The 13,110-nt window shown below is 62.6% G+C and carries 13 protein-coding genes, 1 pseudogene, 1 riboswitch and 1 other annotated feature; of the genes and pseudogenes, 6 read left to right on the forward strand and 8 right to left on the reverse strand.

Annotated features, from left to right (window positions below):
• Positions 1–45 precede the first annotated feature (45 nt).
• Positions 46–1,306: pseudogene (locus ACY466_RS16245) on the forward strand (IS3 family transposase).
• Positions 330–461: a sequence feature (AL1L pseudoknot), on the forward strand. Its footprint overlaps the pseudogene before it by 132 nt.
• 544 nt (positions 1,307–1,850) lie before the next feature.
• On the opposite strand, the gene ACY466_RS16250 reads toward ACY466_RS16245, so the two are convergent.
• Positions 1,851–3,347, reverse strand: a complete 1,497-nt coding sequence (locus tag ACY466_RS16250; protein WP_463246584.1) for a tetratricopeptide repeat protein — start codon at positions 3,345–3,347, stop codon at positions 1,851–1,853.
• A 305-nt stretch (positions 3,348–3,652) separates the two neighbouring features.
• The gene (locus tag ACY466_RS16255; RefSeq protein ID WP_463252331.1) at positions 3,653–4,657 is read right to left on the reverse strand and encodes a protein kinase domain-containing protein; all 1,005 of its coding nucleotides are present in this window, start codon (positions 4,655–4,657) and stop codon (positions 3,653–3,655) included.
• 136 nt (positions 4,658–4,793) lie between these two features.
• On the opposite strand from ACY466_RS16255, the gene ACY466_RS16260 reads away from it, so the two are divergent.
• Positions 4,794–5,795: an IS481 family transposase gene (locus ACY466_RS16260; RefSeq protein ID WP_463246585.1), complete on the forward strand. Its 1,002-nt coding sequence runs from the start codon at positions 4,794–4,796 to the stop codon at positions 5,793–5,795.
• Between the two features lie 59 nt (positions 5,796–5,854).
• Here the strand turns inward: ACY466_RS16260 and ACY466_RS16265 are convergent, their stop codons facing one another.
• Positions 5,855–6,154: a helix-turn-helix domain-containing protein gene (locus ACY466_RS16265; RefSeq protein WP_463246586.1), complete on the reverse strand. Its 300-nt coding sequence runs from the start codon at positions 6,152–6,154 to the stop codon at positions 5,855–5,857.
• 1,163 nt (positions 6,155–7,317) lie between these two features.
• Between ACY466_RS16265 and ACY466_RS16270 the strand changes: the two genes are divergently transcribed.
• Positions 7,318–7,695 carry a DUF6188 family protein gene (locus ACY466_RS16270; protein ID WP_463246588.1) on the forward strand — a complete coding sequence of 126 codons (378 nt, stop codon included), beginning with the start codon at positions 7,318–7,320 and terminating at the stop codon, positions 7,693–7,695.
• A gap of 131 nt (positions 7,696–7,826) precedes the next feature.
• On the opposite strand, the gene ACY466_RS16275 is transcribed toward ACY466_RS16270, so the two are convergent.
• Both ACY466_RS16275 and ACY466_RS16280 read right to left on the reverse strand, forming a co-directional pair.
• Positions 7,827–8,192, reverse strand: a complete 366-nt coding sequence (locus tag ACY466_RS16275; protein ID WP_463246590.1) for a hypothetical protein — start codon at positions 8,190–8,192, stop codon at positions 7,827–7,829.
• A gap of 292 nt (positions 8,193–8,484) precedes the next feature.
• Positions 8,485–9,336, reverse strand: a complete 852-nt coding sequence (locus ACY466_RS16280) for an SDR family oxidoreductase (RefSeq protein ID WP_463246592.1) — start codon at positions 9,334–9,336, stop codon at positions 8,485–8,487.
• A gap of 176 nt (positions 9,337–9,512) precedes the next feature.
• Here ACY466_RS16280 and ACY466_RS16285 point away from each other — a divergent pair, with 176 nt between their 5' ends.
• The 3 genes from ACY466_RS16285 (at position 9,513) to ACY466_RS16295 (ending at position 10,966) form a co-directional block, all read left to right on the forward strand.
• Positions 9,513–9,998 carry a glycosyl-4,4'-diaponeurosporenoate acyltransferase CrtO family protein gene (locus ACY466_RS16285; RefSeq protein WP_463246594.1) on the forward strand — a complete coding sequence of 162 codons (486 nt, stop codon included), beginning with the start codon at positions 9,513–9,515 and terminating at the stop codon, positions 9,996–9,998.
• 188 nt (positions 9,999–10,186) lie between these two features.
• Entirely contained in the window at positions 10,187–10,444 is a 258-nt protein-coding gene (locus ACY466_RS16290; RefSeq protein ID WP_463246596.1) for a helix-turn-helix domain-containing protein, read from the forward strand.
• 102 nt (positions 10,445–10,546) lie between these two features.
• Positions 10,547–10,966 (forward strand): DUF1801 domain-containing protein, encoded by a 420-nt coding sequence (locus ACY466_RS16295; RefSeq protein WP_463246598.1) that lies wholly within the window; start codon positions 10,547–10,549, stop codon positions 10,964–10,966.
• 85 nt (positions 10,967–11,051) lie between these two features.
• On the opposite strand, the gene ACY466_RS16300 is transcribed toward ACY466_RS16295, so the two are convergent.
• The 3 genes from ACY466_RS16300 to ACY466_RS16310 form a co-directional block, all read right to left on the reverse strand.
• Positions 11,052–11,825, reverse strand: coding sequence for a 3-oxoacyl-ACP reductase (locus ACY466_RS16300; RefSeq protein ID WP_463246600.1), 774 nt, complete (start codon positions 11,823–11,825; stop codon positions 11,052–11,054).
• Positions 11,816–11,909, reverse strand: a riboswitch (TPP riboswitch). (Overlaps the previous gene by 10 nt.)
• A 30-nt stretch (positions 11,910–11,939) precedes the next feature.
• Entirely contained in the window at positions 11,940–12,608 is a 669-nt protein-coding gene (locus ACY466_RS16305) for a hypothetical protein (RefSeq protein WP_463246602.1), read from the reverse strand.
• Complete coding sequence (locus tag ACY466_RS16310; RefSeq protein WP_463246603.1) at positions 12,605–13,099, reverse strand: hypothetical protein; 495 nt, start codon at positions 13,097–13,099, stop codon at positions 12,605–12,607. Before ACY466_RS16310 ends, ACY466_RS16305 begins: the two co-directional genes overlap by 4 nt.
• Between the last annotated feature and the right edge of the window lie 11 nt (positions 13,100–13,110).

Raw genomic sequence — 13,110 nt, forward strand, 5'->3', positions numbered from 1 at the left:
TCCTGGGTCTGGTGGAGACTGTGATCTCACCATGAGAATGCCGGTATGGCTGCACCGAGGAAGTTCGACGAGGAGACTCGCCAGCGGGCGGCGAGGATGTATCGGTACCGGATCGCCGAGCACGGTGACACGAAGCTCGCGGCCCAAAAGCACGTCGGTGGATTGTTGGATGTGAATCCGGCGACGCTGCGGACCTGGGTCGAGAAGACCGGTACCGCTGGCCAACCCGAGGGAGGGCCGGCGGGCGCCGACCACGATGCGAAGCTGAAAGCTCTACGGCGTGAGAATGCCGATTTACGCAGAGCCAACGACTTTCTCAAGACAGCGTCAGCGTTTTTCGCGAAGGCGGAGGTCGCCCGCCGACTGCGGTGAAAGTCGATTGCATCGACAATCACCGTCACCTCTACGGGGTCGACCCGATCTGCAGAGTGCCCACCGAGCACGGAATGAAGATCGCCCCGTCCACTTACTTCGCAGCGAAACAGCGCGGCCAAGTCTCAGTCGCTGCGTTGGCCGAGGCGTACGCCGCGAACGCCGTCCACACCGTGTACGTGGCCAATCGGCGGCTCTATGGGATCCGCAAGATGTGGCACGCGATGACACATGCTGGTCACCATGTCGGCCGCGATCAGGTCGGCCGGCTGATAGACATCTGCGGGGCCGTCGGAATCGTGCGGGGTCGACGGCGCCCGATCACCACCGAGCGTGATGATCGGGCACCGCGACACCCGGATCTGATCGACCGGCAGTGGGCACTGCCGAGTCGACCGGATCAGTGGTGGGCCGCCGATTTCACCTGCGGCTGGACGCTGGCGGGGTTCGTGTACACCTCGTTCGTCGTCAACGTGTTCTCCCGCCGGATCCTGGGGTGGCGGGTGATGACGACGAAGGCGACACCTTTGGTGACGGGTGCGCTCGAGCAGGCGTTGTTCAACCGACGTCGAGCTGACTTCGCATTCACAGCAACGGGTTTGATCTTCCGCAGCGATGCCGGTTCGCAGTACACGTCCATCGCCCTGAGTGAAGCGCTGGCCGAGTCGGGCATTGCCGGCTCCATCGGATCGGTAGGCGACGCATTCGACAATGCGCTGATGGAATCGACGATCGGACTCTACAAATCCGAGCTGATCGACCGGCAGAAGTCGTGGACCGGACGGGCCGAGGTGGAGCGCGAGACCGCGTCATGGGTGCATTGGTTCAACACAACCGCCTGCACTCCTCGATGGGCTACACCTCACCCATCGACTACGAGAACGACTACCGTCAGAACAGCACGACCGCCGCCTCCGAACGCGAGGTGGCCTGAACGAAGTCTCCATCAGGACCAGGACGGTTCACAGCTGCTTGCTCTCGGCTTTGAGCTTCTTGATCTCGGTGGACTATCTGTGGTCGTGCCGGAGCGGGTTCCACCGTCGATCTGCGCTCGCACCGCCCACCGGCGCACGGTCTCGTGACCGACACCGACCTCCTTCGCCATCGCCGCTGCCGCCGCGGTCAGCTACGGATACTTCTGGCCGTGGGTCTCCAACAACCGCAGTGCCCCCGCATTGACCTCCGGATCGATCTTCTTGGGCATGTTATGCATCCTTCCTGACTCAGAAGGAAGCGGCAGGGTACCTGGGGTCATTCACCTCGTCCCGCCAGATGCGCCTAATCTATGGGCTCGGTCAATGGGTTGGAGGTACGCATCACCGCGTGTCCGCTGAGATGATCGAGAAGCACGGCGCAGTGTGCGAGCGAGTGGCAACGCGGTTGACATCGGCGGGGCATTGAGCCGGCTCGCTGCGGTGATCGGTATCAACGCACCATCGCGTGTCACACCCGAGCTCGGCTACTCCGCCCACGCCGAATCAATCGATCATGTGCGGCCACGGCCAGTCATTTTGATCCGCAACCCACTTGAGAACAGCAAACGAAGGTCGCGTTTCCCAGTCATCCGGCAACGGACTGAAAGGGAGAGCAGAAGCGACTACCTCCATTGTGGGCAAGTCGTCGAGAACTCCCAATCGTTTTAACGCGCCCCATTGATGCAGCGTCATCAAAGTTCGCGCATGGATATCCGACGCAGACTCGTTATCAGCCAGCTCGGCCGCCCGCCTATATTCAGCTAGACCTTCAGGCAACCTGCCAGACGCAATCAGCGCCAGCCCTTTGGTAGCACGCAAGACATACGTGTTGGTGCCAACCGAATCGAGGACCTTTAGCGCCTGGACCGGTTTCCCGCCGAGAGCCATTGCATACGCAGCACTGTTAGCTACGGTTGCCAACCGGGGGATTCGCTTTAAAGCAGATTCAGCCTTTACGCTCGCAGCCACCCAATCCTCAGTAGTCTGCCCGTGAAACAAAATGTCTAAACTAGCAGCGCCCCCATCCAACGGGGCCAACCGACTCCACTGCTCTGCATATTGCGCAGCTTTGGCGAAGTCGCACCGGAGATTTGCCAGGTACGACTCCCCCGACGCGATCGCCGCCGCGTCTACACTGTGTTTCTTAAATCGTGCCAGTGTCAGTTCTAAAGCAGGCGCGTCTTTTGATCGACTATAAAAATCGCATAGCATTAAAAACATCGGCGTGCTTCCGGGATGGTCCACGAACAGGGCATCGACATCCCTCACAACAGCAGATCGAGATGTACTACCTAAGATGAAATCAATCATTCTGAGGTTCGCCGACGCCAGTGCGACTGCTTCTGGGTCACCTTCACGCTCAGCTAAAATCCTTGCTCGTGATATGAGAGAACGCGTTCTTTCGATGTTACCCCCCAAACTGGCGATCTGAGCCTCAAATAGAGCCAACTCGCTAGTCGACACCACACCCTCAGACTTCAACTTCGAAAGTTCGGCAGATGCCCCCACTAAGTCGTTGGCATCAACGAGTAAACTCAGCAACATCAAATTAATGTCTTGCCGACCAGGCGCTACACTCTGCGCCATCCGCGCGAAACGGACCGCCTTGCGTGGAGACCCAAGGCGGATGTAAGCAATCGCTATATTCTTATAAACCGTGGCGTCGGGAGTCCCAGCACCCCTGAGAGACGAACGCAGCTGCCTTAGGGCTGCCTGTGGGTCATTCTGCATGAGATACAGGTATCCTCGGTATGCCGACAAGATGGGCTCGTTATCCAGCTCTCCCATCTCCTCGGCCGCACTAGCGAAGCGACCCGACGCAGCGTGAATGCGGGCGCGAAGCATTCGTATGGGGACAGTACTAGCAAAATTCGCAAGTAGCGCGGTGAGTGTTTCAAATTCACCGCAACTCAAAAATACGTTTGCACACGCATACGCTGTAGCAATGTTAACCGTTTCGTCAGAACTCTGCGCGATGATTGTGAGGCCACGACGAGCCATTTGCGAAGCTTCATGAGGTAGACCTGCTTGTAGAGCTGCTTGAGACGCCCTGGCAAAGGCTACGGCCGAGGTAGACATCGCTTCTGCGGCGGCCCGTTCTTCGGATGCTAAAAGAACGATTTGCTCTTGCCACGAGGTGAACGAGTCAACGTCATCCGGAGTTTGCCCCGCGGTCCTTGTAACCTTCGAGCCCGTTGATGTGTGAACCGCCTGAAATCCTGCTCCAACCCCTGGTGCAGAGGGCTGCGCTGCCTTCATGCCCGGAGTACCGCTCTCGGGCACAACGATTCGTCCGAAACTTGACACTACGCACCTCTCCGGTAACTGGATCTACTAGGTCCAGCCTGGGCTAGAGTAAGCTCTTTGATTGAAATATCGATTTGCCGAATCAGCCCCTCAAGTCCATGCGACATCGTGCTTCTGTTCTGAGCGCTGCCTGATCGACGCCGCTCCGGCACAGGATCGCAAAGAGTATGAATCAAAGACGATACCCTCTCACGGATGACCTTCGGAATCATGGCATCGAACCCAACTAGGGCTGAAGCGTATAGCGAGCGGAGGGAATCCAATCTTATATGAACTCCGTTCGCAGCGTCTCGCATTGCTTGGTTACGAGCCCCAGGAATATTCGAGATCGCCTCGCCCGTCAATCCAACACCAGTTACCAACTCAAAGAGAAGCGAACCCAGCCCGTACAGATCTGCGTCCCGATGCGCACGCTCGTTGTCCCACCCCTGGAAAAAAATGTATTCAGGCGGTGCAAAGCGAAGGTCACCGAGTCCCGCTGCGTACATGAACGCGTTGTGCCTAGCAGTGGTCGTTAGGTCTCGCGACCTTCCCAGATCTGCTAATTTTGTGGCAATCGTATTCTTTCTGAGCTCGAACACCAGACAATTCGTTGCTTTAAGATCCCGGTGGGCAACCTTATTCAAATGCATTTGGTGGATGCCCTTGACGAGATCTCGCCAGATACTTAAAGTATCTACCCAGTCGAGTTTCCGGCGGGCGGCAATCCTGCTTAATAAATTACCGTTGGCTTTCTCCAAAACGTGAAACAAGACGGGTACAGGAATTGGAACAGGCGCCTGCACGCCGCCGATGTGAGTCATTTGCACGTTGGTTCGCACTGAATGCTCGTCGATGTCGACCACGTTCGACGCCTTGACTAGTTTCTGCAGAAGTAACCCCTCATTCGCGAAGTCTTCTGCGTCCGCAACATCGGCGCTCGGAACAAGCACCTTCAAGGCATGCTCATTTCCCGTGCTGTCACAAATAGCGTTGAAGACTAGACCGAACCTCCCCTGGCCTATCGGGCCGCTCGCATCTAGGTGTTGCGGGTCATGAGGTTGTAGTCACGCGGTGATGCGTCCCCGTAGTGGGACAGGTCTTCCCGGTAGGCAGGATGAGAAGTACCACCAACTCGTCCGCCGACCAGAAAGACCTGTCGTGACACACCGTAATGCCCCACTGTCCCCGGAAGGCCGCCGCCGACTCGTCGAACGGTGCCGCACCCGGCCCATCGCGCACGTCGCCGCCGAGATGGGCATCTCTCGCGCGTGCGCCACCAAGTGGGTTCACCGGTACCGCGAGTTCGGCGACCTCGGCCTCGAGGACCGCTCCAGCGCCCCGCACCGTCAGCCCACCGCCGCGGACCCCTCGGTGGTCGTGCGGATCGAACGCTTCCGCCGCGAGAAGAAGTGGCCCGCGTCGCGGATCGCGTTCGAGCTGCAGCGGGACGGTATCGAGATCAGCCGGCGCACCGTCACCCGCCACCTCGATCACCTGGGCATCAACCGACGCCGATTCCTCGACCCCACCGGCGAGACGAACCGCACCCCACGCACGATCGTCGCCCGCCGGCCCGGCCACATGGTCCACGTCGACATCAAGAAGGTCGGGCGCATCCCCGACGGCGGAGGATGGCGCGCCCACGGCCGCGGCAGCGCCGAAGCCAAAGCCGTCGACCGCGCCAAGACCAAGGGCGCGAGAGCCGGTTACGTCTACCTCCACTCCGCGGTCGACGGGTACTCCCGCCTGGCCTACACCGAAGCCCTCGCAGACGAGAAAGCCGTCACAGCAGTGGGATTCGTGCACCGGGCAAGGGTGTTCTTCGCCGCGCACGGCATCGACCGCATCGAACGTCTGGTCACCGACAACGGGTCCTGCTACCGGGCCGAGGTGTTCGCCCGAGCGTTGCTCGGGTCCAGGCACCAGCGCATCACCCCGTACACCCCGCGCCACAACGGAAAAGTCGAGCGCTACAACAGGATCCTCGCCGAAGAGTTCCTCTACGCCCGAACCTGGTTCTCCGAACACCAGCGCGAGGACGCCCTGAGGATCTGGAACGTGCACTACAACTACCATCGACCTCACACTGCCGCCGGGAACCAACCACCAGCATCACGGCTCACCGCTGGCGTCACCAACGTCATGGCCTCATACATCTAGGGTGTAGCCCTCAAGACTTAATCCAGTCAGTAGGGTGGCCCATGCCGCTGTAGCCGTAGTCACGAGGTCGCCAATTCATGGCCGTAAGTCGACAGTAGACGTGCCGCTTCCTCTGGATGCTGCTCCAGAATTTTTTGCAACTGACCGGATGTTACAACCCATTCTGCGCCAGAATCCCGCAACGCTATGTCGTAGCGATTGCACAGCTTCGTTACCAACGTCGGCGATGGGGTTCGCTCGCCTCGTTCTACTCGTGACAAGTAGCTGGGCGCGACCTTAAGGTCACACGCGGCTTGACGTAGAGATTCTCCCCGGCTTACACGGGCCTCCCGGAACCTGTAAGGGGCGGTATCGCTCATACCGCACCATAGCAGTGTTGCCCTCGCTGGCAACACGCGAGCGGTCGATAAACGGCGTGGGCGGTCTGCCGCATAATGGCGTGGGCGGCGGCGCCGTTGCGAAGGAAGTCTGGGTGACGAACCCGGCACGCAGGGAGTGTCCACCAAGCCGGGTGACCAGACCACGGTCGTAACCAGCGCTCTGGGCCCGGCATTGGACGATCTTGTGGATCGCGGCTCCGGAGATCGGGTGACTTCCAGATTGCTGTTCTCGGCGAACGCGCGAAACAGCGGTGCTGGAGCGGCGGCACGCGGCACTGCCCTGCGGCACACATGCCCCTCGAACGGCTCACGGGCGCGGACCAGCCGCGTTCGTCGACGGCAAGACGCGCACGTACTCGTGCCTGGTGAACCTCCGCTCCGAACAGTCAAGAACGTCGATAGACCTGCGGAGTGCGATGATCGACCACAACCGCGTCGGGATTTTTTGTATGCGTACCGCGAACCTCATCTCGTCGACGCGATCCTGGGGCCCTGGAACGACGTGTCGTAAGACGGGTGACGTCGCGTCACGCGCTCCGCAGCCTTGTCAATGACAACGCGGGACCGAGCTCACCCCGCTTGCGTCTTACGTTCGTCCTCGGGCGTCCGTATTCCGCCCACGATCAGTCGAGTGAGATGAGTTCGACGTGAACACTTTTGCCAAGATTGTGACTCACCCGGCGCGTGCGGCGACCATTGCTGCGCGCTGCCGCAGCGACGCATCATCGAGGCGTGGAAGTCGGCGATACAGCTTCGCCAGGGTGTGGGGCACCGGCCCGATCTGTCACGTCACCGCGATGAACTTCGACGTACCTCACGCCACCAACGGCGTCGACCAGACGAAGTTTCGGCACTACCCCCGGCGGGGTCACTCCCGCGACCGTCCGCGGTACCGGAAGACTGGGGGTCAAGAGTCGCAGAGAACGGCAAGGGCACTGTTTGGCAGAAGCCGGGCTCGATGAACAATGCCGACACTGTCAGGATCATGGAGCCGACGACAGACTATCCACACGGATACGTCCGGTTCTACAACTCCGCGAGACAACCCCTCGATCTCGGTGGCAAGCCCGGCAGTCGAGCGACGACGCACATTCCACTGAACCCCGACGGTTCTTTCGCACAACCCGCAGGATGGTGACGCGATGTACCTACCTCTGACAGGCCAGACGATGCGAACGACATCGATCGACCACGTCCTGAACCTCTCCACCGACGGGGGCTTTCGATTCGAGATCGAAGGAGACGTACACGTTCGAACTCGCTCCGAGCACATGACTTTCGCGCCGTCTCCCTCGCTGGATATCGCAGACGACATCCAGAAGATGCTGACCGGACGAATCACGGCGAGCTCCGTCGAGAAGGGAACGGTACGGGTGACGTTGGACTCGGGAACCGTTCTCGAAGTGCGCCCCCACTCGACCTACGAAGCCTGGACACTGTTCGGGCCGGACGGCTTTCGGATGGTGTGCATGCCCGGGGGCGACGTGGCAACGTGGCCGGCGGTTCAGGACGACAGCTGACTCCGTAGTTCCGGTTGTGCCGTAGCCCTACGAATCCAACAAGGCTCGATCGCGGCGACAACAGGTATCGACTCACAGGATGGACCAACTGTCGGCCACAGAATTTCAGGTGGCCGACAGTTGATTCGACATCAGTACCGGATGGTCAACTTCTGGTCACCCGACGAAAAGGGGCCGCGCTGATTAGAAGTCTTCCAATTCTGCGGGGTACCGCCGCAACCGATTCTCGAAGTGAAGGATGTGGCGCCCGATGAGGTGAAACTGAATTTGGTCGTCCACGCTCCGGTAACGCCGGTACCAGGGCTGAGCGCGGCCCAACCGTCGTTCTTGTTGGAGTCGACCCAGATTCCCATCGGCTTCGAATTCTGCTGGAACACGTTTACGTACGTCACCGTACCGGTGATAGTGCCCGCCGCAGCGTGAGCGGGCAGCGCGATTGCCGCTGCTGGAGCAACGCTCATCGCCAGAACCGCCACGAGTGACCGAATTTTCGACATATCTCATCCTTGCTCGAGTGACACGACTCCGCCGGTCAGCGACTTCAACACTCTGGCAACATTCCGGACTCAGCGACAGTCCTGCAAACGATCTAATTCGGTGATGCACGCAGCCGAACACGGAAAAAACGCACCGCTCGAAAATATCAGCGTCTCGTGGGACCATAGGCATAAATGCAGTCGCATAATTCTTGGCGTCGATCGCAACCTGCGAAAACGGTTCAGCATGTTCGAAACAGATCAATACATCGCGTCGACAGGTGTATTCGTGGTGTTCTGCCGCAACGCCGAGCTACGCGGGCGCGCCCGAATTCGCCACTACCTCGCGCAACGTCATCGCCTGCCTCCCCGTCAACCGCTCCACGTCGTCGGTCACCGCACTCAGCTCCCCCGACTCGATCGCGGTGTACGTCGACACCCACGCATCGTTCTGCCACCCCGGAGCGCCGTAACGCGCACGCGACGCATATGCCTCGTCCACCGACTCGTCGAAAAAGGACACCGGAACACCCCGCACCTCGGCGATGGTCACGGCGACCTCGGCCATCGACAACGCTTCGGGACCGGTGAGGTCGTAGGTTTTCCCGACGTGCAAGGCGGGTTCGGACAGGATCCGCACCGCCACCCGCGCGACATCGGCTCGCGCCACCAACGAGACCCGACCGTCCCCGGCAGGCCCGCGAATCACGCCGTCGTCTCCGGCGAACAGTTCCATCACGTCGCTGTAGAAGTTGTCGCGCAGAAACGTGTAGTCGAGCCCGGACTCCTCGATGTGCTGCTCCGTGAAGTAGTGATCGCGCGCGAGGGTGAACGTCGCGTCCGGCGCCGCACCGAAGAACGAGGTGTACACGATGTGCCGCACCCCCGCTGCGACCGCCGCGTCGACGAAGGTGCGGTGCTCGTCGAGCCGGGTCGCGCTCTCCGCACCCGACACCATGAAGACGATGTCCGCCCCGGCCATCGCTGCCGTCGATGCCTCCAGGTCGTCGTACGAGCACGTGCTGACCGTGGCGCCAGCGAGCTGCGGCGCTCGCTCCGGTCGGCGCACCAGCAGTCGTTGCGCCACTCCCGCATTCGCGAGTTCGGCGGCGACCGCGCCACCGACCTGCCCGGTCGAACCCGTTATCGCGATCGTCGATGCCATCGGCTGCGTCCGTCCCTCGTCGCGTCGAACGGCGTAGGCCGTTCGATTACCCGTCGAGTATGCAACGCCCGGGGTCGGTCGCGCTCGACCCTCGATACGGTGACACCGTGCCCATTCCCGCCGACTCACGGACTCCGAGCCCGAGACCGTCGGGCGTGGCTGTGGTCATCACTTGCTTGGCCACCGCGGCGTTTCTAGGCTCGGCGTGGTGGGCGATCGGCCCCGACCATCCCGCGTTCGCGATCGTCGTCCACTTCACGCTGATGTCGGCCGCGTCGATCGGCCTCGGGGGGTGGACCGGCCGCGCCGAGGCTCGGTGGTGGCAGGTGGCGTCCGCCGAGCTGGCGATGTACCGATACCTCGGCGTCCACCGCTTCGGCCGACTGCTCGACGCGATCGGGTGGACTCGGGTGGTGAAGAGCATGCGCTCGTTCGAGGGGACCCGAGCCGGGCTGAGCGCCTTGGACCTGGACACCCGGCGCTCCGAACTCGGTCACCTCCTGTGTGCTGCAGTGGCACTGGCGCTCACTGTCGCTGCCGCAGCGGTCGGCGCGTGGACCGGTGCCGTGTGGTTGGCAGCGTTAACCACCCCTCTCCACGCGTATCCGGCAATGGTGCAGCGGGTGGTGCGGGCTCGTATCCAGCGCATCGTGTCGCTCTGAACCAGTTCGACCGGGCCAGGGCGGCACTCGAGCACCCTATGCTTGCCCAGGCAAGCGTAGGGTGCTGCAAAAGTTGCCGAAAGGGCTTCAGCCCACCTGAGCTTGCAAGGCCAAGCATAAGGAGTGCACTATCCGGAGATGAGCAGTATCGTTCCCTTAAGCCTGCGATCAAAAGCTTTGGAGGCACCATGGCATCCCCTCGACGAACGCGCCGCGACGACGCGGGAGACCTCGCGCGTGCATTCGCCGTCCGTCGTCGCGAACTCGGGATGACCCAATCGGAACTCGCTCTTCTTGCGGGTGTCGGCCGATCGACCGTGCAGACGATCGAAAGCGGCAAGGACACCTCGCAACTCGACGGAATTATCGCCGTTGCGGACGCGCTGGGGTGCGACCTGACCCTTGTTACCCGCGCCGGCACGGTTGTCGATCCGGACGGACGATGACCTCTCCGGGCGATCCCCGCACACGATCCTGAACCAGCTGTCGCGCTGCCGGCGTGATGGCACGGTCCATCCGCGCACCCAGCCCTGTGACAGGATCCGCCCATGTCCGAGATCAAGACCCAGCCGACCGACGCGAGTGTCGACGAGTTCCTCGCCGCCGCGACCCCGGCCCGTCGCCGCGAGGACGGTCTCCGTCTCGCCGAGATCTTCACCGAGGTGACGGGCGCCCAGCCGGTGATGTGGGGTCCATCGATGGTCGGCTACGGCAGCTACCGCTTCGTGTCACCGGCGAACTCGCGCACACGTGGCGACTGGCCCAAGGTCGCCTTCTCACCCCGGAAAACGCAACTGTCGCTGTACGGGCTCAAGGACCTGCCCGAGGGTGCCGCTCTGCTCCCCTCCCTCGGCACCTACACCGAGGGTGCCGGCTGCGTGTACGTCCGCAGACTCGACCAGATCGACCTCGACGTCCTGCGCCGCCTCGTCGCTATCGCGTGGGCGCGGGAGGACGACGCGGGATAAACCTCGACTGACGACTGCGGGTGCCGCCACGCCGCCGCGTGGTGCCCGCACCCGAACAGAAACGCGTTCAGGTGCAGCTGCCGCATCAGTTCTTCACCAATCCGCCGTCGACGACGAGGTTCTGACCGGTCACCGCCCTCGACCAGGGCGACGCGAAGAACAGCACCGCATCCGCGAACTCCGCGGGAGTGGTCACCTGCCGCAGCGGAGTGCTGCCGGCGATCATGTCGAAGACCTCGGGCGGTGTCGCCGAACTCGCGTCCGTCGTCCGCAGCAGGCCGCCGGACACCATGTTCACGGTGATCCCGTCCGGTCCCAGATCGTGCGAGAAGGTACGGGTCAGAGCCAGCAGCGCAGCCTTGGCGGCGGTGTAATCGTGGTACGGAACCACCGGATTCTGCACCAGGTTGGTGCCGATGGTGATGACGCGACCGAACCCCTGCTCACGCATACCGGGAACCGCGGCCTGCGTCGTGTGCAGCGTTCCGGCGACACTGCCGCGCAGTTGGGCGTCGAACGCCGACCATTCGATAACGTCGGCCTTCGCCCGTGCGTCCCCGTCGAACGAGAAGTCGATCAACGCGTTGTTGACGACCGTGGTGATCGACGAACCGAAATACTCACGCGCAGAGGCGAACATCGATTCCACGGCAGGGCGCTCGGTGACGTCGGCGGCTACCGCGAGCACGCGGTCGGGACCGAACTCGGCCTCGATCGCCTGCGCCGCGGACTCACTGCGGTGGTAGTTCACGACCACCCGCGATCCCTGTTCCAGGAACGCTCGGGTGATCGCGGCGCCCAGTCCGCGGGCACCGCCCGTCACGAGCACGATCTGATCGGTGAACGGCAACGCACGCATCTCGACATCCCTCCGCCGGCATGACCCGGACAGGTTCGACGGGTGTGATCTCAGCCGAGCGGTTCGGCACCCCGTGTCGAGATCCATGAGACCACAGGCGAGTGGACGCCGCGCTCAGTAGGTCAGATTCGCCTCCCGCGACATGAGGACGGCGTTGCTGCCCGCCAGGAGGCAGGAGATGCCCTCCTCACGCGAGACACACGACGCGTCGCCGACCGTGAGAATCTCCCCGTACTGCAGGACCGCGGCGTCGGGCGCCGTGTAGATGCCCTGGGTGGTGCAGAAGTGCACCGCCCCGGCGGGTTCGATGCGCGCTGCATACTTGTCGTTCTCCGCGTTGCTGCACGTAGGCCCGTCCACCGGCGCAACACTGGTTACGGCCTGGCAGCCCACCGGCCCGGCCGCGCCGGGAGTCGGATAGATGCCACACGAGATGTTGCCCGACGGGGACTGTAGGAAGTAACCGTCACCGTCGGCTCCGCTGTTACGGAACAACTCCGGGTCGACGGCCACTTCCGCAGACCCCGGACGTGCGGGAGTGGGGTTGCCGTCCGGCACGGTCGATATCTCGGCGCCCGCTGTCTCGTCGGTCCCGCTCGGCTGACCGTCGGGCGCGGCGACAGTGCTCGGCCCGTCGCTGGGGGGCTCCGGCGCCGCGGATGCGGTGGTCGGCGTGCTCCCTGGTGTCGACGCATCGTCACCGATGGTGCACCCGACAAGTGCCAGCGCGGCGAGGACCGACACGCACGCCGCTCGCACGGGCCGTGCCGACGCCCACGTCACGCGGGCACCCGCACCTCGACGGGCGGCGCGGCGACGAAGTGCAGAGATTCCGTGGTGATGGTGACGACGACGCGCCCCGGCCCCGTCACCACGTCGACGACGTTGCCGGTGGTGATCGGCGGCGGGAGCGGGCCCCGGCCCGTGGTTGTCACTCGGGTTGCCGACGTACCACGCTGATTCGTGTCCAGATTGTGCCAGTTGACCTGCGCCACAACCGAGCACGGTGTGCTGAAGTACGAGAACCACGACAGGGACACCAGCGCCGCGCCCGGACGATCGTGTGGCGTGCGCACATTGGTGGTGAGCTGCCCCGTGCACTGAATGCCATTGAACTCACCGAGCGTGTAGGTGTGGCCGGGAACCATCGTGTACTCGGGGTGATCGGCCGACGCTGTTCCGGCCGCCATTCCCGCAACAACGGCGGCGGACGTCAGCACCGCCGCCGCGCGTGCGGCCCATCGTCGGGTGGTCGCACTGGGCTGCTTCGACATTGGACTTGCCT

It is taken from the genome of Rhodococcus sp. K11/5, from assembly GCF_055193735.1.